We start from the raw sequence: 21,949 nt of genomic DNA, 5'->3' as shown, positions 1-21,949 counted from the left end.
CGCCCGCACCTTCCAGAGCCGCGCGCCCGACAGCGGACATGCGCCCGCCGGGCGCGCGCCCCGCAACGGACATGCGCCCATCGACGGACGTGCGCCCTCAACCGCCCAGCGCGCGCGAGGCCGTGTAGATGACAAGCCCGGCGAGCGCGCCCACCACCGTGCCGTTGATCCGGATGAACTGGAGATCCCGCCCGATATGGGCCTCGATCTTCCGTGAGGTGTGCTCGGCGTCCCACCCCGCCACCGTCTCGGTGATCAGCGAGGTGATTTCGTCCCGATAGGTCGTCACCACATAGACGGCGGCGTCTTCCAGCCATCCGTCGACCTTGCCGCGCAGCCGTGTGTCCGTCACCATCCGCGTACCCAGCGACAGAATGGCCGTCCGCGCCCTGCGCCGCAGCTCACTGCGCTCGTCCTCGGCCGCCGCGACGATCATCGAACGCACCGAGGCCCAGGTCGAGGCGATCAGGTCCTGCACCTCGGCGCGCCCCAGTACCTCCCCTTTCAGCCGCTCGACCCGCGCCCGGGTCTCGGTGTGCGACTGGAGGTCCTCGGCGAAGTCGGTGAGGAAGCGGTCCACGGCGCCGCGCGCCGGATGGGCGGGCATGTCACGCATCTCACTCACGAAGCGCAGCAGTTCCCGGTAGACCCGCTCGCCCACCTTGCGGTCCACGAAGCGCGGCGTCCAGCCGGGCGCGCCGCCGGTCACCGCGTCCATCACCGATTCGTTGTGCTCGACCAGCCAGTCGTGGGCGCGCAGACACACCAGGTCGACGGCGCGGTGGTGGCCGCCGTCGGCGACGATGTGCGCCAGCAGCTTGCCGAGGCCCGGCGCGATCTCCTGGGCGTCGGCCCGCCGGGTGATGGCCTCGCCCACCACCGCCTGCACATCGGAGTCGCGCAGCACCGTGAGCGCCCCGCGCAGCGCGGTGGCCAGCTCGTCCGTCACCCGGTCGGCGTGCGCGGGTTCGGCCAGCCAGGTGCCGAGCCGCTCGGCGATACCGACGGTGCGCAGCCGCATCCGTACCACGTCACCGGAGAGGAAGTTCTCCCCGACGAACTCGCCCAGGCTCGTCCCGAGCTGGTCCTTCTTGGTGGGAATGATGGCGGTGTGCGGGATGGGCAGCCCCATCGGCCGCCGGAAGAGCGCGGTGACCGCGAACCAGTCGGCCAGCGCGCCGACCATGCCCGCCTCGGCGGCCGCGGCGACATATCCGGCCCAGCCGCCGGCCCCGGAGGAGGCTGCCCACTCGGCGAGGGTGTACACCAGCGCGACGGCGAGCAGCAGACCGGTGGCGAAAGCCTTCATCCGCCGCACACCGCGCCGCCGCTCCTGGTCGAGCGGGGTGTCCGCGGTGAGGCCGGCCGGACCGCCGCCGGGCGGTCTGTGCGCCGTATCACCCGCTGTTGTCCGGTCCATTCGCTCCACCCGGTCGCGCCGTCCCCTCATGCATTGTCTCTTTCCTGTTTCGGTCGCCCACTTGTTGGAACGAACGGCGGGTTCCCGTCGTCTGTCCGGGGGAGCGACCCCGCACACTGGGGGCAGGCCGACGGGCGGATCCGCAGCCCGCCATGGGATCATGGGGGACCGACCGGACCTTTCGGCGCTGCTGACACACTCGCAGTTCCCGTCCACGTATCGGAGCCTCGAGCTCCGCCGCCCGAGGAGACCCCCGCCCATGAGCGTGCCCCCTATGCCCAGACGCACGGGCTACACCGTGCTCGCTGCGCTGGCGGCCGTGGTGATCCTCGTCTCGACCGCGATATTCATCGGGCTCGGCGGCGACAAGGACGACATGGACACCGGAGCCCGGACCCGGGGCTCCGCCGACCCGGCCTCGTCCGGTTCCTGGGTCGGCACCTGGTCCACCTCGGCCGCCGCCGCCGAGCCGAAGACCACCTTGCGCGGACTGTCCGGCATGTCGATACGGAACGTGGTCCGCACCAGCGTCGGCGGCTCCAGCGCCCGGATCCAGCTCTCCAACTTCTACAGCGCCCGCCCGCTGACGATCACGCATGCCTCGCTGGCGCTGGCGGCCGCCCCCAGCAACCCCACCGCCGCGGCCGGTACGATGCGCCGCCTGACCTTCGGCAACCGCGCCTGGGTGACCATCCCGCCCGGCAAGGCGGCCACCAGCGACCCGGTCCGGCTGACCATCCCGGACGCCGCGGACCTGCTGGTCACCACCTACGCCCCGCAGACGGCCGGCTCGGTCACCTACCACCCGCACGCCCGCCAGACCTCCTACATGGCGCGCGGCGACCGCACGGAGGACACCGCGGGCGCGGCGTACACCGAGCAGAGCCCGTACTGGCGCTATCTGACCGCCGTGGACGTGTGGTCCAAGGAGGCGCAGGGCTCGGTCGCCGTGATCGGTGACTCGATCACCGACGGCATCACCTCCACCGCCGGGGCCAACCGCCGGTGGACCGACTTCCTCGCCGAGCGGCTGCGCACCGAGCCCGGAGCGCCCCGGCTGGGCGTGCTCAACCAGGGGATCAGCGGCAACCGCGTGCTGAGCGACGGCACCCAGTACCCGCCCAACAACCCCAGCGGGCTTTCCCGGTTCAACCGCGATGTGCTCTCGCGCACCGGCGTCAAGGCCGTGGTCATCGAACTGGGTATCAACGACATACTCCGCATTCCTCACCAGACCGACCCGAACAAGATCGTGAGCGGGCTGAAGCGGATGACCGAGCAGGCGCACGCCCGGGGCCTGCGGGTCGTCGGCGCCACCCTGACGCCCTTCTACGGCCACCGCGGCTACACCCCGCAGCTGGACGCCGTACGGGAGCAGATCAACACCCAGATCCGCTCCGGCAAGGTCTTCGACGCGGTCGTCGACTTCGACAAGGCGCTGCGCGACCCGATCAGCCCGCTGCGGCTGCGGCCCATCTACGACTCGGGCGACCATCTGCACCCGAGCGACGCGGGCTACCGGGCGATGGCGCGGGCGCTGAACCTGGACCACCTGAAGAGCACCGCGGCGGCCACGCTGTAAGGCCGCGGGGCCGCCCGGGACCCGGTCGCTCAGTCCCCTCAGTCCTCGGGGCGGTCCTTCTCGAAGGACACCCGCCGGTGCGTGCCCCAGTGGCCCTCCAGCCGCTCCTCGTGCCCGCCCCGGCGGTCCTCCCGGCGCTCCTCCCGCCGCTCACGGCGCTCGGCCCGCAGCAGCTCCCTGCGCTCGGCCCTGAGCTGGCGGCGCTCGGCCTTCAGCCGCCGCTGCTCCGCCTTGCGCAGCCTGCGCTCGACACTGACCCCGCCGAAGATCGCCAGCCCGGTCACGGTCACCCGGGGCGCACCGGGTTCGCCGCCGGCCTCCCCGCTCTGGTCGAAGCCGCCCATGATGCCGATGCCGCCGACGTGGATCTCGACCTCCGGCCCCACGATGACCTGCACCCCGCCCATGAGCGCGAAGCAGCGGATCACCGTCTCGCGGCCCTCGAAGCGGGCCTCACGCAGATCGATCTCGCCGCCGCCCATGAGGGTGATGGCGGTGAAGCCGCGCGGCGCGGTCCAGGTGCCCTTACGCTGGAAACCGCCCATGACCGCGACGGCCATACGGGAGGTGGGCGTGCCCCCGATCCGCTCGCTCCACTCCTCGCGGCGGTCGGGCGCGGGCAGCGTGCCGGACCCGGTGCCGGGCACCGGGAGGTCCCTGACCAGCGGCTCCAGCTGGGCGTGGGTGCGCGCCTTGTACGCCGCGTCCAGCCGCTCCTCGAACTCCTCCATATCGAGGCGGCCTTCGGCGACGGCTTCCCTGAGCACCTCGGCGATCCGTTCGCGCTCGGCATCGGAGGCCCGCATCTGGGATTCGCCCGGAACGTCGGGGCTCGCCCCCTGGGAAGAACCAGCGCTTGTCATACGGACAGCGTAATGGCGGGTGCCCGGCTCGGCGGCGTTACGTTTCCGTAGCGTCGGCCGTGCCTTCCGCGCCGTCACGGACCGCGTCGATGTCCGCATCCCGGGCTGCGTCCGGGGCCGTGTCACGGTCATGGGCCCCGTCCCGCCCGGGGAGGAGCAGGCGCGCGATGACGTCCTCGATGTCGGGTTCCCGCAGCGACAGGTCCACCAGCGGATAGCCGTCGGCCACCGCCGCGACCACGGGCGCCGCGCTGCTGGTCGCCGGGAACGCCAGCCACTGCCGGGGCCCTTCGACCCGTACCGTCCGGGCACCCGGGATCTCGATGGGCGCCATCTCCCGCTCCAGGTCCACCACCAGCGTGCGTTCGCTCTCCCCCACCGCGTGCAGCGCGTCCAGCCCGCCGTCGTGGACCAGCCGACCGTGGTCGATCACCATCACCCGTCGGCACAGCTGTTCGATGTCGGTGAGGTCATGGGTGGTCAGCAGCACGGTGGTGCCGCGCTCGGCGTTCAGATCCCGCAGGAACTCCCGCACCTTCGCCTTGCTGACCACATCGAGCCCGATCGTCGGCTCGTCGAGGTACAGCACCTCCGGGTCGTGCAGCAGGGCCGCCGCGATGTCACCGCGCATCCGCTGGCCGAGCGAGAGCTGACGCACCGGCACCTCCAGCAGCGCGCCGAGGTTCAGCAGTTCCACACAGCGGTCCAGGTTCTCCCGGTACCGGGCGTCCGGGATCCGGTACATCCGCCGCACCAGCGCGTAGGAGTCACGCAGCGGCAGATCCCACCACAGGGTGGTGCGCTGGCCGAAGACCACCCCGATCCGGCGGGCGAGCCGGGTCCGCTCCCGCGAGGGGTCGATCCCCGCGACCCTCACCCGGCCTCCGCTGGGCAGCAGAATCCCCGTCAGCATCTTGATGGTGGTGGACTTCCCCGCTCCGTTGGGCCCGATGTAACCGACCATCTCACCGCGCCGCACCCGGAAACTGATGCCGTCCACCGCGCGCACCTGACGCCGCTCACGGCGCAGCAGCCCGGCGCGGCGCCGTACCTCGAAGACCTTCTCCACCCCGTCCAGCTCGATCAGGGCGTCGCCGGAGCCGCCCGTACCGCCCGTCCCGTCCATCCCTCAGCTCCCCGTACTCCGGTACGCCCGCAGCCCCGCCCGCCAGGCCAGCCCCGCCGGCGCACAGCACCCGGCCGCGACCAGCGGCGCGCCGAACCCGATCCAGCCGGGCAGGCCCAGCGGATCGGGGCGGCCCAGGATGTGCAGCGCGGGCAGCCAGTTGACGAAGGCCAGCGGAATGACGAAGGTGACGCCGCGCAGCAGTTCCTTGGCGAAGATCGTCGGCGGATACTGCAACAGCGTGTTCCCGCCGTACGTCACCGAGTTCTGCACCTCGCTCGCGTCCGCGGCCCAGAACTGGAAGGCGCCGCCGAGCACGAACACCGACCCGAAGATGACACCGCCGCTCAGCAGCATCACCGGCATCAGCAACACCCGGTCGAGCGTCCAGTCGATGTCCAGCCGGACCAGCGCCCAGCCCAGCAGCAGCGCCCCCTGACTGATCCGGCCGAGCCTGCGCAGCGCGAACCGGTCGGCGGCGACCTGGGCCAGGATCGGCACCGGCCGCACCAGCAGGGTGTCCATCGTGCCGTCCCGCACCCGGCGGCCGATCCGCTCCATAGTGCCGAGCAGCAGGTCGGCGAGGCCGAACGCGGTACTGGTGGTGCCGTAGAGCAGGGCCACCTCCGGCAGGGTGAACCCGCCGAGGCTGCCGATGTGCGAGAACATCAGCGCGATGGCCACGAAGTCCAGTCCGGTCGCGGCGAAGTTCCCCAGCGTCATGAGGAGGAACGAAGTGCGGTACGCCATCGTCGAGCGCACCCACATCCCCACGATCAGCACATAGGCGCGCAACCCCTGGAGCAGCACCGAGCCGTCCCCCCGGCCGGCCGTACGCTCACCCACCCTGGACCACCACCTTCCGGGTCGCGACCGACTGGAGCAGCCGCCCGGCCGCGAGCAGCACCACCGCCCACGCCGCCTGGAAGCCGAAGGCCCACAGCAGTCCGGCCCCCCGGTGCTCCTCCAGGAAGACATCGGCGGGCACCTGAAGGATCGCCGACCAGGGCAGGGCGCGGGCCACTTCGCCGAGCCGCCCCGGGAAGACGTGCAGCGGCAGGATCATCCCGGAGAAGAACAGGCACAGCAGTCCGCTCAGCATGCTCAGCCCCGCGACGTCGAACAGCCAGAAGGCGGCGAGCGCCACCAGATAGCGCACCGCGAACCCCACGCACACCCCGAGCGTCACCGACAGCAGGAACCACAGCCAGGTCAACGGCGAGGCGGGCAGGGTGAGTCGGAAGGCCAGCGCACCAAGGGTCAGCGGCACCACACCGCGCCCGAGCAGCTGGAACAGCGCACGCCCCAGATCGCCCGCCAGCCACCACAGCTGGAGGTCGACGGGGCGGTAGAGGTCGACGGCGATGTCACCCGAGCGGATCCGCTCCTGGAGCTCCTCCTGGACGCCGCCGCCCATCACGGCGGTGGCCGCGAGCAGTGCCTGCCCCAGCCAGACGAAGGTGAGCGCCTGGGAGAGGTCGTAGCCGCCCAGGTGCGGGCGTTCGTCCCACAGCGCGGTGTAGGTGTACGCGAGGATGAAGCCGAAGACGGTGTTGGTGAACACTCCGGCGACGGTGGCGATCCGGTAGGTCGCGTAGCGCTTGAAGGCGCTCACCGCGACGGCCGCGTACAGCCGCATCCGCCCCGTTCCCCCCCTCTTTGACGCTCCCCGGCTTCCCGGCACCGAAGTTCAGGAGCCTAGCCCCGTTGGCGGAGTCGCAGCCATCGGTTTTTCACCGGAAGGTGTGAGGGAAATCATCCGTTCAGCCGGTCACAGACCCATCGCGGGTGCGTGCCACGGAAGCGGGCCGGAACGGATGATGCGACAGTGTTTTATGGGGCGTACGACGCGAATCGCCCAACCATGTACGATTCCGCCGCGGCGCAACCCTCGACGGCGGCCGAGGAGTCCCAGGAGACATGAGCGACGAGCCCCAGCTGATCGTCGGCAGCGCAGCCGGCACGGGCGCCCCGAGTGGCAGAGGCAAGAGCAGCGGCAGGTCCGGAAAGTCCGGCAAGGGCAGGAAAGGCCGTCCCCAGCGCACCGGCTGGCGTCGTCTGATCCCCACCTGGCGGATGGTGCTCGGCGGCTTCCTGCTGATCGTCCTGCTGGTCGCGGGCGGACTCGTCAGCGGCTACCTGCTCGTCGACATCCCCCCGGCCAACAAGGCCGCCATCGCCCAGAGCAATGTCTTCCTCTACTCCGACGGCACCCCACTGGCCCGCGAGGGCAAGGTCAACCGGGAGAACGTCCCGCTCAGTGAGGTGTCCAAGACCACCCAGCACGCGGTGCTGGCCGCCGAGGACCGGGACTTCTACTCCGAGTCGGCGATCAACCCCGTGGCGATGGTCCGGGCCGGGTGGAACACCGCCACCGGCAAGGGCAAGCAGTCCGGCTCCACCATCACCCAGCAGTACGTGAAGAACTACTACCTGGACCAGGAACAGACCGTCACCCGCAAGGTGAAGGAGTTCTTCATCGCGATCAAGCTGGACCGCGAGGTGAGCAAGGACAAGATCCTCGAGGGCTATCTCAACACCAGCTACTTCGGGCGCAACGCCTACGGGATCCAGGCCGCCGCCCAGGCGTACTACCGCAAGGACATCGGACAGCTGAACACCGCCGAGAGCGCGTATCTGGCCACCCTGCTCAACGCCCCCAGCGCCTATGACGTCGTCTCCCACCCGCAGAACAAGCGGCAGGCCGTGGCCCGGTGGCACTACGTCCTGGACGGCATGGTCAAGAAGGGCTGGCTCAGCCGGGCCGCCCGGCACAAGATGACCTTCCCCGCGCCCTCGGCGGCCCGCGCCCCCTCCGGTCTGTCCGGACAGCGCGGCTATCTGATCGAGGCGGTCCAGGACTACCTGACCAGCAACGGGATCGTCGACGAACAGACCCTGGCGCGCGGCGGCTACCGCATCACCACCACGATCGACCCCGAGCGGCAGGACGCCTTCGCCGCGGCCGTGCGCGAGCGGCTGATGAGCAAGCTCAGCAACGACCGGAAGGTCGACTCCTACGTCCGCGCGGGCGGTGCCTCGATCGATCCCAAGACCGGCAGAGTGGTCGCGCTCTACGGCGGCATCGACTACACCAAGCAGTTCGTCAACAACGCGACCCGACGTGACTACCAGGTGGGCTCCACTTTCAAGCCGTTCGTGTTCACCTCGGCGGTGCGCTATGGGGCCACCACCCAGGACGGCCAGACGATCACGCCGGACACGCTCTACAACGGGGACAACCGGCGCGAGGTGATCGGCCGGGACGGCCCGACCGGCTACTCCCCCGCCAACGAGGACGACCTCGACTACGGCGACATCGACGTCACCACGGCCACCGACAACTCGGTGAACTCGGTCTACGCGCAGATGGCCGAGGACGTCGGCCCGCGCAAGGTCAAGCGGACCGCCCTCGACCTCGGCATCCCCGAGGAGACCCCCGATCTGCACGCCTCCCCGTCCATCGCGCTGGGCCCGGCCACCGCCAGCGTGCTGGACATGACCGAGGCGTACGCGACCCTGGCCAACCACGGCAGGCACGGGCACTACTCCCTGGTCTCGGAGATCACCAAGGACGGGGAGCAGATCAAGCTCCCGTCCCGGGAGCACCGGCAGGCCATTCCGCGCGTCGCCGCCGACACCACCACCCAGGTGCTCCAGAGCGTGGTCGACGGCGGCACCGGCACCGCGGCCCAGGGCGCCGAGCGCCCGGCGGCGGGCAAGACCGGCACCGCGGAGGAGGACAAGGCCGCCTGGTTCGCGGGCTACACCCCGGATCTGGCGACCGTCGTGTCCGTGATGGGCCAGGACTCCAATACGGGCGTACAGAAGCCGCTGTACGGGGCGACCGGACTGGAGCGGATCAACGGCGGCGGCTACCCCGCGGAGATCTGGGCCGAGTACACCGCGAGCGCGCTGGAGGGGAAGCCGCCGACCGAGTTCGACCTGCGGCTGGAGGACGGCAGCGGCGTCCCGGACGACGTCCCGACCACCCCCGAGGCCCCGACCGGTCTGCCGCCGGTGGTGACCACGCCTCCGGCGACCACCCCGCCGGACACCTCGGTCCCGACCCTGCCCAGCGATCTGCCGTCCGCGCCCACGGACCTCCCGACGTTCGACCCGCCGACGGGGCTCCCGACCGGAGAGCCATCGGCGGAGGATACCGGCGGAGAGGGTGGTGACCAGGGCGAGGGCGCCGACGAGGGCGAAGGTGATCCCGGCGGCCTGGAGGGCGGCTGAGGACCGCCGCTGAGGGCCGCGGCCGGGACCGCTCAGGACCGGCAGACGTGACGGAGGGTGGTGACGCGGGTCACCACCCTCCGGCCGTTTCCAGGAGCGCCTGGGCGACCGCCGCGTATCCGCTACGGACTCCGCTACAGATACAGCCCGGTGGAGTCCTCGGCGCCCTCCAGCCGCTCGGCGGCCACCGCGTGCAGATCGCGCTCCCGCATCAGCACATAGGCGACGCCGCGCACCTCGACCTCGGCGCGGTCCTCCGGGTCGTAGAGCACCCGGTCGCCCGGCTCCACGGTCCGTACGCTCTGCCCGACCGCGACCACCTCGGCCCAGGCCAGCCGCCTGCCGACCGCCGCGGTGGCGGGGATGACGATGCCGCCGGTGGACCGGCGCTCGCCCTCCGGAATGTCGGTGCGGACCAGCACCCGGTCGTGCAGCATCCGGATGGGCAGCTTGTCATGGGACGTGTTCGTACTCACGTCATGACCGTACCTGGCCGCGGGGCGTCCCGAGGCCGCAGGGCGGCCGACGCCCGGACCGAGGCCGGGACGGGACCGGGGCGCGCCGACCGGGGCGCCCTAGCCGCGACGGCGCCGCGAGGAAAACGTGAGCAGCCCGACCAGCCCCACCACGACCAGCGCGACCGGCACGATCCGCTCCATCCGGGGCGCCCCGTCCTCGCCCACCAGCTGGCCGCGCACGTTCGTGACCATCCGGTTCGCGGAGACGTACGCCCGCCCGGCGGTCCGGTCCACGGCCGACGCCGCCTTCGCCTTCGCGTCCCCGACGATCGTCTTCGGGTGCAGCCGCACCCCGATCTCGTCGAGCGTCACGGCGAGCTCCTGCCGCCTGCGGACGATGTCCGCCTCGATCTGCGCAGGGGTCCTGGCATCCGACACCGCGCTGCCTCCGTCAGTCTCGATGATTCGTGATGGACAGTCTGTCAGCTTGTTCTCTTCCCCGCCCCATGGCACCCCCGGTCGCAAAGCTGGCTAATGTCGGTATGTACCCGATGCCACGAGGAGCACCCGAACCATGAGCGAGCGACTTCAGCCCGGCGACACCGCCCCCGCCTTCACCCTCCCCGACGCGGACGGCGCGGAGGTCTCGCTCGCCGACCACGCGGGCCGCAAGGTCATCGTCTACTTCTACCCCGCCGCCCTCACCCCGGGCTGCACCAAGCAGGCGTGCGACTTCACCGACAACCTCGCCTTCCTCTCCGGCCACGGCTACGACGTCATCGGCATCTCCCCCGACGAGCCGGAGAAGCTGGCCACGTTCCGCGAGAAGGAGAACCTCAAGATCACCCTCCTCGGCGACCCCTCCAAGAAGACCCTCGAGGCCTACGGCGCCTACGGCGAGAAGAAGCTCTACGGCAAGGTCGTCACCGGCGTGATCCGCTCCACCGTGATCGTCGACGAACACGGCAAGGTCGAGCGCGCCCTCTACAACGTGAAGGCCACCGGCCACGTCGCCAAGATCATCAAGGACCTGGGCCTCTGAGCCCACCCCTCCTGGGCAGGTCCCGGCCCACCCGGGGGCGCCGAAGCCGTTGCCCGTTCATCGGCCTGGGCAGACCTCATACGCGTACTCGAGGGCGAAGCCAGCGGCGGGCGGCGCCGTGGGCTTCAGCCGCTGGTCGCGCAGCGCGGGATCGACACCAGCCCCTTCACACGGCGAAGCCCCTGGCGTAGGCACGTGCACGGCCACTCTCACTACTGTCGGCCCGGTAGCATGGCCTGCGATTGCGGCCGTGGCGTAACTGGCAGCCGCGCGGCGTTTAGGTCGCCGTGGGAGAAATCCCGTGTGGGTTCGAGTCCCACCGGCCGCACATGTCCAGGGGCGCCTCACAAACCCGGTGAGGCGCCCCTCAGCGGTTCACCCCAGCAGTTCGCGCACCACCGGCGCGATGGCACGGAAGGCCCTGCCGCGGTGGCTGATGGCGTTCTTCTCCTCGGGGGTCAGCTCGGCGCAGGTGCGGGTTTCGCCGTGGGGCTGGAGGATGGGGTCGTAGCCGAAACCACCGCCGCCGGTGGGCGCGTGACGGAGTGTTCCGGTGAGGCGGCCGGAGACGACCCGTTCGGTGCCGTCCGGGAGGGCGAGGGCGGCGGCGCATTCGAAGTGGGCGCCGCGGTGTTCGTCGGGGACGTCGGAGATCTGGGCGAGCAGGAGTTCGAGGTTGGCGCGATCGTCGCCGTGGCGGCCGGACCAGCGGGCGGAGAAGATGCCGGGGGCGCCGCCGAGGACGTCCACGCAGAGGCCGGAGTCGTCGGCGATGGCGGGGTGTCCGGTGGCGTCGGCCAGGGCGTGGGCCTTGAGGAGGGCGTTCTCCGCGAAGGTCACGCCGGTCTCCTTGACGTCGGGGATCTCCGGATAGGCGTCGGCGCCCACGAGTTCGACGTCGAGCCCGGATTCGCCGAGGATCGAGCGCAGTTCGGTGATCTTGTAGGCGTTGCGGGTGGCGAGGATCAGACGGCGGGGGTGTGGGAGATGTCCCTCTGAACGTTGCTGCATAGCTCTCGATTATCGAGGGACGGTCAGGGGGTGCAGACCTTGGTCAGCTCGCCCGCCGCGTCCCGGACGGGGGTCAGATCGGGGTTCTTGCCCTGGTCGACGGATTTCTGCACATTGTCCACGGCCGTCTGGAGGTGGCCGATGGCCTTGCTGACGTCGGCGTTGTCGGTGCGGTCGTCCAGCTTGTCGATGTCCTTGTCCAGGGCGGTGAGCACCCGGCCGGTCTCGGTGGGGTCGTTCGCGGCACCGATCACGGCGTTCTGGAGGTCGTCCACGTCGTTGGATATCTCGACCGCGAGCTGGGCGCAGTCGAAGGCCTTCTCCACCGCGCCGCATCCGACGGCGAGGGGGACCGTGAGGGCCACGGCGGCGAGTGCGGTGACGGCGGTGGTGCGTCGGTGACGGTGGCGCGGAGCCATGGAACGGTCCCTCCCCGGGGGGCGGCCCGCCGGGGCGCGGACGCGCCCCGGGGCCGGGTGTCGGTGGATGTGCTGGTACCTGACTACACGCCAACGGCCGGGCGGTGGTTGCCCGGCCGCCGTCTCACGCCTCGTCGGCCGGCGCCGCGCGCTGGATACCGGCCAGCGAGCCGCAGCCCGCGACGGCGAGGTCCAGCAGGGCGTTGAGCTCGTCGCGGGCGAAGGGCTCGCCCTCGGCGGTGCCCTGGACCTCGACGAAGCGGCCGTCGCCGGTGCAGACGACGTTCATGTCGGTCTCGGCGCGCACGTCCTCCTCGTAGCAGAGGTCGAGCATGGGGACGCCGTCGACGATGCCGACGCTCACGGCGGCGACGGTGCCGGTGATCGGCTGCCGGGTCGCCTTGATCAGCTTCTTGCCGCGGGCCCACTCGACGGCGTCGGCGAGGGCCACATAGGCGCCGGTGATGGCCGCGGTGCGGGTGCCGCCGTCGGCCTGGAGGACATCGCAGTCCAGCACGATGGTGTTCTCGCCGAGCGCCTTGTAGTCGATGACGGCGCGCAGCGAGCGGCCGATGAGGCGGGAGATCTCATGGGTGCGGCCGCCGATCTTGCCGCGGACGGACTCCCGGTCGCCGCGGGTGTTGGTGGCGCGCGGCAGCATCGCGTACTCGGCGGTGACCCAGCCCTCGCCGCTGCCCTTGCGCCAGCGCGGCACGCCCTCGGTGACGCTCGCGGTGCACAGCACTCGGGTGTCGCCGAAGGAGACGAGGACGGAGCCCTCGGCGTGCTTGCTCCATCCGCGTTCGATGGTGACGGGGCGGAGCTGATCGGGGGTGCGGCCGTCGATACGAGACATGGGATGAGCCTATCGGCAACCCGGAGGGCCCCGGTCCGGGCTTGGGTTCTAGGAGTCGTTGCAACACCCCAGCTCAAGGGGTGGCATGGACTTCGAGATCCGTGAGGACCGGCAGCCGCAGGGACCCAGGAAGCTCACTCGTGAGCGGGAGGCATACTTCCGGCTCATGCAGCAGGGCGTGAGCAACACGGAAGCGTGCCGGATTGTCGGGATCAACCGGCGGACCGGGAAACGCTGGCGCTACGGACGCGGCGTGTCCGGCAGCAACAAGGCGGCCCCACCGATCAACTCGGTGGGGCCGCCTTCTGCGCCGTCGCGGTACCTGTGCGAGGCCGACCGGATCCACATCGCCGACCGGCTGCGTGAGAAGGCGACGGTCCGGGCGATCGCGGCCGAGCTGGGCCGCAGTCCGTCCACGATCAGCCGGGAGATCCGCCGCAACCGGCACCCGGGCAGCGGTCAGTACCGGCCCTACGCGGCCCAGGCCCGCGCGGATGCCCGCCGGCCCCGCCCCAAGCGCCGGAAGATCAGCGAGAACCCCGAGCTGCGGGCCGCCGTCCAGGCGATGCTGGACGAGAAGTGGAGCCCGGAGCAGGTATGCCACGCTCTGCGGGCACAGTTCCCCGACCGGCCGGAGATGCACGTGGTCCACGAGACCGTCTACCAGGCCCTTTACGTCCAGGGCAGAGGCCGGCTACGGCGCGAGCTCGCCGGCACCCTGCGCTCGGGGCGGGCCCGCCGCAAGCCGCAGAAGCAGGCCAACTGCCGCCAGCCGCGGTTCACCACCCCGATGGTGATGATCAGCGAACGGCCCGCCGAGGCCGAGGACCGGGCCCTGCCCGGCCACTGGGAAGGCGACCTGATCATCGGCAAGGACGGGAAGTCCGCGATCGGCACCCTGGTGGAACGCGCGACCCGCTACGCCATGCTCCTGCATCTGCCCGGCGACCACGGCGCCGAGGCCGTCCTGGGAGCGCTGACAACCACAGTCCAGACCCTGCCCGCCCAGCTGAAACGGTCCCTGACCTGGGACCAGGGCAGCGAGATGGCCCGCCACGGCGAGTTCACCCTCGCCACCGACATCCCGGTCTACTTCTGCGACCCCGCCAGCCCCTGGCAGCGCGGCTCGAACGAGAACACCAACGGACTGCTCCGTCAGTACTTCCCCAAGGGCACCGACCTGTCCGCCCACGGCCCCGAGCACCTGGCCGCCGTCGCCGACCAGCTCAACCGCCGCCCACGCAAAACGCTCGGCTGGGAAACCCCAGCCGAGCGCCTGCATAAACTGCTCGCGGCCTGATCAACACGACCACGTGTTGCAACGACCCCTAGAAACCGCCGGGGCGGAGCGGGGCCCTGTCGCGCGGGAGGCGTGACTCACCGGGTGGTCACATCATGTCCTCGATGTCGGCGGCGACGGGGTCGGCGTCGGTGCCGATGACCACCTGGATCGCGCTGCCCATCTTCACCACGCCATGGGCGCCCGCCGCCTTCAGGACGGCCTCGTCGACGAGGGAGGGGTCCTTGACCTCGGTGCGCAGGCGCGTGATGCAGCCCTCGACCTCGATGATGTTGTCGAGTCCGCCGAGCCCCGTGACGATCTTCTCAGCCTTGCTGGCCATGTCCACTCCTGTTGTCTCGGCCCTTCGGGATTCCGGGATACCGGCGAGCGGTTCATCTACGTTAACCACGCCGGCCCACCTTCGCAGGGCCATGTCGGTTCGCCCTCCCAAGTGGTCTACACCATTATGCGGGTTGATGCCCTCGATGGCACCCTGGCACCCCTGGACATCGGTGGTTCAGACCACATGAAACGATGGATTCCTTTATCGGATCCTCACGTGCTACAACAGGTCTACACCACTTGTGGTGTAGACCATACTGCGGGCCGCCCCTTCCCCGAGAGCCCGCCTCACCAGGAGGAATCCGATGAGTACGGCCACCGCCTCGGCGGCGCCCGCCCAGAAGCGGGGCGCCGGTCTGATCAAGGGTATGCAGAAGATCGGGCGCAGCCTCCAGCTGCCCGTCGCCGCACTGCCCGCCGCGGGCATCCTGAGCCGTCTCGGCCAGGACGACGTCTTCGGCAAGGACGGCCTCGGCTGGAACAAGCTGGCGGAGATCTTCGCCCACGCGGGCGGCGCGCTCTTCGACAACCTCGCCCTGCTCTTCTGTATCGGTGTGGCCATCGGCTTCGCCAAGAAGTCGGACGGCACCACCGCCTTCGCCGCCCTCGTCGGCTTCCTCGTCTACAAGAACGTGCTGACCGGCTTCGTCAGCGATGTCACCGGCAAGCCGCAGGACCCGGGCGTGCTCGGCGGCATCGTGGTCGGCATCACCGCCGCGGTGCTGTGGGAGAAGTACCACCGCACCCGGCTCCCGGACTGGCTGGGCTTCTTCAGCGGCCGCCGCTTCATCCCCATCCTGATGTCCTTCGCGGGCCTGCTCTACGGTGTGGCCTTCGGCTATCTCTGGGCCCCGATCGGCGACGGCCTCAACCACTTCTCCGAGTGGCTCTCGGACAACGGCGCCGCGGGCTCCGGGATCTTCGGTGTGGTCAACCGGCTGCTGATCCCCGTCGGCATGCACATGCTGCTCAACTCGTTCGCCTGGTTCCAGTTCGGTGACTTCTCCGCCGGCGGCCAGACCTACCACGGCGATATCGCGCGCTACTTCCACGACGACCCGTCGGCCGGAATGTTCATGACCGGCTTCTTCCCGATCATGATGTTCGCCCTGCCCGCCGCCGGTCTGGCCATCGCGCACTGCGCCCGCCCCGAGCGCCGCAAGGCCGTGATGGGCATGATGCTCTCGGTCTCGCTGACCGCCTTTGTGACCGGTGTCACCGAGCCGATCGAATTCTCGTTCATGTTCATCGCGCCGGTGCTGTACGGCATCCACGCGGTGCTGACCGGTGTCTCCATGGCGCTGACCTGGGCGCTGGGCATACGCAGCGGCTTCACCTTCTCCGGCGGGCTCTTCGACTATCTGCTGGGGTGGTCGCACAGCGAGCAGGCCTGGATGATCATTCCGATCGGACTGGCCTTCGGCGTCCTCTACTACGTGGTGTTCCGCTTCGTGATCACCAAGTTCAACATCCCGACCCCGGGACGGGAACCGGACGACTCGGTGGACGACGCTGCCGCGGCGGCCGCCTCGAGCGGCAAGAAGGGCTAGCGCTTCCCCGCGCCCTCGGACACGGACGGCGATGCGCCGGACCGGTTCCCTCCGGTCCGGCGCATCGCCGTCCGTCGGATCTGTATTCCGGCGGCCTAGACCTCGTAGACCGCGCCCGCCTTCGCCAGTTCCACCGGGCCCCCGAAGACCTGCTGTGCGTCCCGCTGGTTGATCTGCGGATCCGTCCACGGCGGGATATGGGTCAGCACCAGGGAGTCCACCCCGGCCCGACGGGCGTGCTCGCCCGCCTGGCGCCCGTTGAGGTGCAGCTCCGGGATGTCCTCCTTGCCGTGCGTGAAGGCCGCCTCGCACAAAAAGAGGTCCGCGCCCCGAGCCAGCTCCACCAGGGCCTCACACGGGCCGGTGTCGCCCGAGTAGACCAGCGTGCGGCCGCCGTGCTCGATCCGGAAGCCGAACGCCTCCACCGGGTGGCAGACCCGCTCGGCGCGCACCGTGAACGGGCCGACCTCGAAGGTGCCGGGCGTCAGGGTGCGGAAGTCGAAGACCTCCCGCATGGCCTTCTCGTCGGGGACGTCGTCGTAGGCCTGCACCAGCCGCCGCTCGGTGTCCTCCGGTCCGTGGACGGGGATCGCCTCGGCCCGGCCGCCGTCGTGGCGGTAGTAGCGCGCCACGAAGTATCCGCACATGTCGATGCAGTGATCGGGGTGCAGATGGGAGAGGAGCACGGCGTCGAGGTCGTAGAGACCGCAGTGGCGCTGCAACTCGCCCAGGGCGCCATTGCCCATGTCGAGGAGCAGCCGGAAGCCGTCGGCCTCTACGAGGTAGCTCGAACAGGCCGATTCCGCGGACGGGAACGACCCTGAGCATCCGACGACGGTGAGCTTCATGGAGCAGGAACCTCCTTGGGGGGTCCCCATGCCGAGGGCCATGGGCGGGTGCGGGGGGTCATGCGGTGCCCACGAGCGTAAGGCGCTAAAGCCCAGGTAGCTCCTCCACGGGCCCGCGTTGTGGGCGGAATCACCAGGACGGAGCCGAAGGGACCCGGGCCCTGCCGCCCCCCGCGGCCGCTACGCCCAGAGCTGGCCGTGCAGCGTCTCGATCGCCTCCTCGGTGGTGGCCGCCGTGTAGACGCCGGTGGACAGGTACTTCCAGCCGCCGTCGGCGACCACGAAGACCACATCGGCGCTCTCGCCCGCCCGCTCCGCCTTGCGGGCGACACCAAGCGCGGCGTGCAGCGCGGCGCCGGTGGACACACCCGCGAAGATGCCCTCCTCGGCGAGGAGTTCACGGGTACGGATGACCGCGTCCTCGGAGCCGACGGAGAAGCGGGTGGTGAGGACGGACTCGTCGTACAGCTCGGGGACGAAGCCCTCGTCCAGGTTGCGCAGTCCGTAGACCACGTCGTCGTAGCGCGGCTCGGCGGCCACGATCTGGACGTCCGGCTTGTTCTCGCGCAGGAAGCGGCCGACGCCCATCAGGGTGCCGGTGGTGCCGAGCCCGGCCACGAAGTGGGTGATCGAGGGCAGGTCGGCCAGGATCTCGGGGCCGGTGGTGGCGTAGTGGGCGCCCGCGTTGTCCGGGTTTCCGTACTGGTAGAGCATCACCCAGTCGGGGTGCTCGGCCGCCAGCTCCTTGGCCACCCGGACGGCCGTGTTGGAGCCCCCGGCGGCGGGCGAGGAGATGATCTCCGCACCCCACATGGCGAGCAGCTGACGCCGCTCGTCGCTGGTGTTCTCCGGCATCACGCACACGATGCGGTAGCCCTTGAGCTTGGCCGCCATGGCGAGCGAGATACCGGTGTTGCCGGAGGTGGGCTCCAGGATGGTGCAGCCCGCGGTCAACCGGCCGTCCTTCTCGGCCTGTTCGATCATATGGAGCGCGGGGCGGTCCTTGATCGAGCCGGTCGGATTGCGGTCCTCCAGCTTCGCCCAGATCCGTACCTCGGAAGAGGGCGAGAGCCGCGGCAGGCGGACAAGCGGCGTATTGCCGACCGCGGCCAGCGGACTGTCGTACCGCATCAGCGCATCCCGCCGGCGACCGCCGGGAGGATCGTCACGTTGTCGCCGTCGGACAGCTTGGTGGTGATGCCGTCCAGGAAGCGGACGTCCTCGTCGTTCAGGTAGACGTTGACGAAGCGGCGCAGCTCGCCGCCGTCGACCAGGCGCTCCTGGATCCCGGTGTGCCGGGACTCGAGGTCGGCGAAGAGCTCGGCGAGGGTGGTCCCGCTGCCCTCGACCGCCTTCTGGCCGTCGGTGTAGGTGCGGAGGATGGTCGGGATGCGGACCTCGATGGCCATGTCAGGAGCTCCTGTCGGAGGGCGGGGTGGAAGGCCGGGTCCCGGAGGGGCTCCGGGCGGGCGTGGCGGGTGCGCACGGCGGCGCGGGGCAGGTCTGGTACGGGTACCGCGGGATCAGGCGGCCACGGCGCGCTGCGGACAGATCGCGCTGGCGAGCCTGCACAGGTCGACGTGGAGCCGCGCCACGAGCAGCATGCCCGGCGTCTTGTCGCTCACGTCATCGAAAACCATGGACTCATCGTATCGATTCCCGCTCGGACCCCAGGAAATATGTCCCGCGATACGGACGAGTAGGTACCGGTATACGAGATCGCGCGCGCTCAGTACGCCTCGACGACCTCGACCTCCTCCTCGGTGACCTCGCCGTCCACGATCCGGAACGAGCGGAACTGGAACTCGCCCGCGCCGTCCGCGTCGGCGGTGGAGACCAGGACGTAGTGGGCGCCCGGCTCGTTGGCGTAGGAGATGTCGGTGCGGGAGGGGTACGCCTCGGTGGCGGTGTGCGAGTGGTAGATGACGACGGGCTCCTCGTCGCGGTCGTCCATCTCGCGGTAGAGCTTGAGCAGATCGCCCGAGTCGAACTCGTAGAACGTGGGTGAGCGGGCCGCGTTCAGCATGGGGATGAACCGCTCGGGTCGGCCGCTTCCGGCCGGTCCCGCGATCACGCCGCACGCCTCGTCGGGGTGGTCGGCGCGGGCGTGCGCCACGATCTGGTCGCGGAGGGCCTGGGTGATGGTCAGCATGGCCACAGAATAGGAAAGCCGTTTGGCGGGCCGCGCGGGGCCTCCGGGCCCGGCGGCCGCGGACGGTCGAGAGAGGGACGAGAGACGGACGGGCCACGAACGGGCCACGAACGGGAACGGGCCCCGGACAGCGGTCCGGGGCCCGTCCGCGACAGCCGCCCGAGGGCGCCGCCGCCATGCCGTTACTTGCGGGCGAGTTCCTTCTCGCCCTCGGCGTCCGGCGCGACCCGGGGAAGGTCCGGGACGCGGCCGAGGCGCTTGAGGACGATCCAGCCGATCACCAGGCAGACCGCCCAGCCCGCACCGACGTACAGCGAGACACGGGCGTCCTTGTCGTACGCGATCATCCCGGTGACCAGGAAGAGGAAGATCAGCGCGACCCAGCTGAAGGCGGAGCCGCCCGGGGCCGGGAAGGACGAGGCCGGGAGGCGGCCCTGGGTCACCGCGCGGCGGTACTTGATGTGGCTGACGAGGATCATCATCCACGCCCAGATACCGGCGGCGGTGGCGACCGAGGTGACGTAGGTGAACGCCTTCTCCGGGACGACGTAGTTGAGGACCACGCCGATGCCCATCAGGGCGACGGAGACGGTGATGCCCACGGCCGGGGTCTTGCGGGAGTTGAGCTTGCCGAAGGCCCCGGGGGCCTCGCTGTTGGAGGCGAGGTCGCGCAGCATCCGGCCGGTGGAGTACATACCGGAGTTGCACGAGGACAGGGCCGCGGTGAGGACGACGAAGTTGACGATGCCCGCCGCGAAGGGGATGCCGATCTTCGAGAACGCGTGCACGAAGGGGCTCTCGCCCGCGGAGAACTCGGTCCACTTGACGACGGCCAGCAGGACCACCAGCGCACCGACGTAGAAGATCAGGATGCGCCAGGGCAGCGTGTTGATCGCCTTGGGCAGGGTCTTCTGCGGGTCCTCGGACTCACCGGCGGTGACGCCGACCAGTTCGACGGCCAGGTAGGCGAACATGACGCCCTGGAGGGTCATCAGGCTGTCGCCGATGCCGTTCGGGAAGACGCCGTGGTGGGCCCAGAGGTTGGAGGCCGCGGCGGTGTCACCGGCGTCGGAGAAGCCCAGGGTGAGCACACCGAGACCGATGACGATCATGCCGATGATCGCGGTGACCTTGATCATCGAGAACCAGAACTCGACCTCACCGAAGATCTTGACCGAAATCAGATTGACCCCGAAGAGCACCACCAGGAAGACCAGGGCGCTGACCCACTGGGGGATCGAGGGGAACCAGAAGTGGATGTAGATGGCCGCGGCGGTGAGCTCGGCCATGCCGGTCACCACCCACATCAGCCAGTACGTCCATCCGGTGACATAACCGAAGAACGGGCCGAGGAACTCACGGGCGTACTCCGCGAAGGAGCCCGAGACCGGCCGGTAGAGGAGCAGCTCGCCGAGCGCTCGCATGATGAAGAAGATGATCACGCCGGCGAGGGCGTACATCAGGATGATGCTGGGTCCCGCCTTGGCGATGTTCGCACCGGCGCCCATGAACAGGCCGACACCGATGGCACCACCAATGGCGATCATCTGGACCTGGCGGCTGCCGAGGCCGCGCTCATAGCCCTCTTCAGGAGCCACTGAGGTCATAGTGCTGCGCCTTTCCTTCTGTGGCGGCTGGCGATCGTGAAGATTTACCACGCCCGCGGCACTGATCCACTCAGGCGTTTGTGCGGCAGACCACAGGAAGAAGCGGACAAACGTTAACCGGCGCAACAAACCGAACGACCGCAGTGACGCGATCGTTATCCGGACTTGAGCATCCTCTAAACGAACACTCCGTGACTACGGCAGGAGGGTTTCCACGAGCGTTTCCTGGAGACCCCCGAGCCAGAAGTAGGCCATCACCATGGGCTTGCGGGGGTCGGAGTCCGGCAGCTGGAGCAGTTCGCCGCCGTCGTCGTCGTCCGTCACCTCCAGCCGGGTGCCGATGGCCAGCCGCAGATCGTTGAGGGCGCCGAGCCACTGCCGGGACCCCTCCGGCGCCAGCTCCAGGACGACCGGGTCCCGGACGACCTCACCGGAGGTCAGCGCGTCCAGGTCGCGCACCATCGCCAGGGCGTCCTCGCGCTTGCGCGCCCGCAGGTCGTTCTCGGTGTAGCGGCGGAACTCGGCGGAGGCGGCGTGCGCCTCCTTCTCCTCGTCGGCACCCAGCTCCGCGTCCGGCGCCACATAGGCGTCCGGGAACAGCCGGGCCAGCGCCGGGTCGGCGGGCGGTTTGCTGGGCCCCTCGGCGAACAGCGCGTCCAGCGGATCGGCCGCGCCGTCCGGCTGGTCACCGGGGCCGATCAGCTCCGCGAGCTGTACGGCCAGGCTGCGCAGGATGGAGATCTCGACCTCGTCCAGAGCGAGCGCCGCGCCGCCGTCGGGCAGCGGTTCGAATCGTCCCGACATCAGCGCTCCTGCTGGAGGGTTGCCCACAGGCCGTAGCCGTGCATTGCCTGCACGTCGCGTTCCATCTCCTCGCGGCTGCCGCTCGAGACGATCGCGCGGCCCTTGTGGTGGACATCGAGCATCAGTCGGTGCGCCTTGTCCTTGGAGTAGCCGAAGTAGCTCTGAAAGACGTATGTCACATAGCTCATGAGGTTGACGGGGTCGTTGTGCACCACCGTCACCCAGGGAACGTCGGGCTCCGGCACCATCGACGGCGCTTCACGGGACTCTGGGCGCTCGATCTCCACGGGGACACTCACACCCCCAATGCTGCCACCCGGTACGGGCCGTCGCGCAAACCGGCACCCA

Annotated in this window: 24 protein-coding genes and 1 tRNA gene; 6 read left to right on the top strand and 19 right to left on the bottom strand. The window is 70.1% G+C overall.

The window, feature by feature from the left end; genetic code table 11:
* Positions 1–97 precede the first annotated feature (97 nt).
* Positions 98–1,450, bottom strand: coding sequence for a DUF445 domain-containing protein (locus tag HUT19_RS25800; RefSeq protein ID WP_176182745.1), 1,353 nt, complete (start codon positions 1,448–1,450; stop codon positions 98–100).
* A 244-nt stretch (positions 1,451–1,694) separates the two neighbouring features.
* Between HUT19_RS25800 and HUT19_RS25795 the strand changes: the two genes are divergently transcribed.
* Positions 1,695–3,002, top strand: coding sequence for an SGNH/GDSL hydrolase family protein (locus HUT19_RS25795; RefSeq protein WP_176182744.1), 1,308 nt, complete (start codon positions 1,695–1,697; stop codon positions 3,000–3,002).
* Positions 3,003–3,040: 38 nt separating this feature from the next.
* Here HUT19_RS25795 and HUT19_RS25790 read toward each other — a convergent pair whose 3' ends face one another.
* The 4 genes from HUT19_RS25790 to HUT19_RS43235 all read right to left on the bottom strand — a co-directional run bounded on the left by HUT19_RS25790 (position 3,041) and on the right by HUT19_RS43235 (position 6,630).
* Positions 3,041–3,865, bottom strand: coding sequence for a DUF1707 domain-containing protein (locus HUT19_RS25790; protein WP_254885786.1), 825 nt, complete (start codon positions 3,863–3,865; stop codon positions 3,041–3,043).
* A 37-nt stretch (positions 3,866–3,902) separates the two neighbouring features.
* Positions 3,903–4,991, bottom strand: coding sequence for an ATP-binding cassette domain-containing protein (locus tag HUT19_RS25785; protein WP_176182743.1), 1,089 nt, complete (start codon positions 4,989–4,991; stop codon positions 3,903–3,905).
* A 3-nt stretch (positions 4,992–4,994) separates the two neighbouring features.
* Positions 4,995–5,759, bottom strand: coding sequence for an ABC transporter permease (locus HUT19_RS25780; protein WP_254886224.1), 765 nt, complete (start codon positions 5,757–5,759; stop codon positions 4,995–4,997).
* A gap of 70 nt (positions 5,760–5,829) precedes the next feature.
* Positions 5,830–6,630 (bottom strand): ABC-2 family transporter protein, encoded by an 801-nt coding sequence (locus HUT19_RS43235; protein ID WP_254885785.1) that lies wholly within the window; start codon positions 6,628–6,630, stop codon positions 5,830–5,832.
* 281 nt (positions 6,631–6,911) lie between these two features.
* Here HUT19_RS43235 and HUT19_RS25775 point away from each other — a divergent pair, with 281 nt between their 5' ends.
* Positions 6,912–9,230: a transglycosylase domain-containing protein gene (locus HUT19_RS25775; protein ID WP_176182741.1), complete on the top strand. Its 2,319-nt coding sequence runs from the start codon at positions 6,912–6,914 to the stop codon at positions 9,228–9,230.
* A 134-nt stretch (positions 9,231–9,364) separates the two neighbouring features.
* On the opposite strand, the gene HUT19_RS25770 is transcribed toward HUT19_RS25775, so the two are convergent.
* Both HUT19_RS25770 and HUT19_RS25765 read right to left on the bottom strand, forming a co-directional pair.
* Positions 9,365–9,667, bottom strand: a complete 303-nt coding sequence (locus HUT19_RS25770; protein WP_049719557.1) for a co-chaperone GroES — start codon at positions 9,665–9,667, stop codon at positions 9,365–9,367.
* 138 nt (positions 9,668–9,805) lie between these two features.
* A complete protein-coding gene (locus HUT19_RS25765; RefSeq protein WP_176182740.1) occupies positions 9,806–10,126 on the bottom strand; it encodes a DUF3618 domain-containing protein in 321 nt (106 codons plus the stop codon).
* 136 nt (positions 10,127–10,262) lie between these two features.
* On the opposite strand from HUT19_RS25765, the gene bcp reads away from it, so the two are divergent.
* Both bcp and HUT19_RS25755 read left to right on the top strand, forming a co-directional pair.
* The gene (gene bcp, locus HUT19_RS25760; RefSeq protein ID WP_176182739.1) at positions 10,263–10,730 is read left to right on the top strand and encodes a thioredoxin-dependent thiol peroxidase; all 468 of its coding nucleotides are present in this window, start codon (positions 10,263–10,265) and stop codon (positions 10,728–10,730) included.
* A gap of 244 nt (positions 10,731–10,974) precedes the next feature.
* Positions 10,975–11,058, top strand: a tRNA-Leu gene (locus HUT19_RS25755).
* A 47-nt stretch (positions 11,059–11,105) separates the two neighbouring features.
* Here the strand turns inward: HUT19_RS25755 and rdgB are convergent.
* The 3 genes from rdgB to rph all read right to left on the bottom strand — a co-directional run bounded on the left by rdgB (position 11,106) and on the right by rph (position 13,016).
* Positions 11,106–11,741 carry an RdgB/HAM1 family non-canonical purine NTP pyrophosphatase gene (gene rdgB / locus HUT19_RS25750; protein WP_176182738.1) on the bottom strand — a complete coding sequence of 212 codons (636 nt, stop codon included), beginning with the start codon at positions 11,739–11,741 and terminating at the stop codon, positions 11,106–11,108.
* Positions 11,742–11,764: 23 nt separating this feature from the next.
* Positions 11,765–12,160: a hypothetical protein gene (locus HUT19_RS25745; protein WP_176182737.1), complete on the bottom strand. Its 396-nt coding sequence runs from the start codon at positions 12,158–12,160 to the stop codon at positions 11,765–11,767.
* Positions 12,161–12,284: 124 nt separating this feature from the next.
* Positions 12,285–13,016 (bottom strand): ribonuclease PH, encoded by a 732-nt coding sequence (gene rph / locus HUT19_RS25740; RefSeq protein ID WP_176182736.1) that lies wholly within the window; start codon positions 13,014–13,016, stop codon positions 12,285–12,287.
* Positions 13,017–13,101: 85 nt separating this feature from the next.
* On the opposite strand from rph, the gene HUT19_RS25735 reads away from it, so the two are divergent.
* Positions 13,102–14,316, top strand: coding sequence for an IS30 family transposase (locus tag HUT19_RS25735; RefSeq protein ID WP_254885586.1), 1,215 nt, complete (start codon positions 13,102–13,104; stop codon positions 14,314–14,316).
* Between the two features lie 88 nt (positions 14,317–14,404).
* On the opposite strand, the gene HUT19_RS25730 is transcribed toward HUT19_RS25735, so the two are convergent.
* Positions 14,405–14,731 carry a glucose PTS transporter subunit EIIB gene (locus HUT19_RS25730; protein WP_176182735.1) on the bottom strand — a complete coding sequence of 109 codons (327 nt, stop codon included), beginning with the start codon at positions 14,729–14,731 and terminating at the stop codon, positions 14,405–14,407.
* 214 nt (positions 14,732–14,945) lie between these two features.
* On the opposite strand from HUT19_RS25730, the gene HUT19_RS25725 reads away from it, so the two are divergent.
* Complete coding sequence (locus tag HUT19_RS25725; RefSeq protein ID WP_176182734.1) at positions 14,946–16,190, top strand: PTS transporter subunit EIIC; 1,245 nt, start codon at positions 14,946–14,948, stop codon at positions 16,188–16,190.
* Positions 16,191–16,285: 95 nt separating this feature from the next.
* Here HUT19_RS25725 and HUT19_RS25720 read toward each other — a convergent pair whose 3' ends face one another.
* The 8 genes from HUT19_RS25720 to clpS form a co-directional block, all read right to left on the bottom strand.
* Positions 16,286–17,038 carry an MBL fold metallo-hydrolase gene (locus tag HUT19_RS25720; protein ID WP_176182733.1) on the bottom strand — a complete coding sequence of 251 codons (753 nt, stop codon included), beginning with the start codon at positions 17,036–17,038 and terminating at the stop codon, positions 16,286–16,288.
* A 180-nt stretch (positions 17,039–17,218) separates the two neighbouring features.
* A complete protein-coding gene (locus tag HUT19_RS25715) occupies positions 17,219–18,169 on the bottom strand; it encodes a PLP-dependent cysteine synthase family protein (RefSeq protein WP_176182732.1) in 951 nt (316 codons plus the stop codon).
* Positions 18,169–18,447, bottom strand: a complete 279-nt coding sequence (locus tag HUT19_RS25710) for a MoaD/ThiS family protein (protein WP_176182731.1) — start codon at positions 18,445–18,447, stop codon at positions 18,169–18,171. Before HUT19_RS25710 ends, HUT19_RS25715 begins: the two co-directional genes overlap by 1 nt.
* Before the next feature lie 114 nt (positions 18,448–18,561).
* Positions 18,562–18,678: a putative leader peptide gene (locus HUT19_RS44355; protein WP_368661712.1), complete on the bottom strand. Its 117-nt coding sequence runs from the start codon at positions 18,676–18,678 to the stop codon at positions 18,562–18,564.
* 89 nt (positions 18,679–18,767) lie between these two features.
* Positions 18,768–19,190 (bottom strand): Mov34/MPN/PAD-1 family protein, encoded by a 423-nt coding sequence (locus HUT19_RS25705; protein WP_176182730.1) that lies wholly within the window; start codon positions 19,188–19,190, stop codon positions 18,768–18,770.
* A 182-nt stretch (positions 19,191–19,372) separates the two neighbouring features.
* The gene (locus HUT19_RS25700; protein WP_176182729.1) at positions 19,373–20,797 is read right to left on the bottom strand and encodes an amino acid permease; all 1,425 of its coding nucleotides are present in this window, start codon (positions 20,795–20,797) and stop codon (positions 19,373–19,375) included.
* Between the two features lie 195 nt (positions 20,798–20,992).
* Positions 20,993–21,601 (bottom strand): DUF2017 domain-containing protein, encoded by a 609-nt coding sequence (locus tag HUT19_RS25695; protein WP_176182728.1) that lies wholly within the window; start codon positions 21,599–21,601, stop codon positions 20,993–20,995.
* Positions 21,601–21,909 carry an ATP-dependent Clp protease adapter ClpS gene (gene clpS / locus HUT19_RS25690; protein ID WP_176187296.1) on the bottom strand — a complete coding sequence of 103 codons (309 nt, stop codon included), beginning with the start codon at positions 21,907–21,909 and terminating at the stop codon, positions 21,601–21,603. The genes HUT19_RS25695 and clpS overlap by 1 nt, the downstream gene beginning before the upstream one ends.
* Between the last annotated feature and the right edge of the window lie 40 nt (positions 21,910–21,949).

Source organism: Streptomyces sp. NA02950, from assembly GCF_013364155.1.
GTDB lineage: Bacteria > Actinomycetota > Actinomycetes > Streptomycetales > Streptomycetaceae > Streptomyces.
Note: the sequence above shows the minus strand (reverse complement) of the source record. Positions and strands in the feature narration are given on the sequence as shown.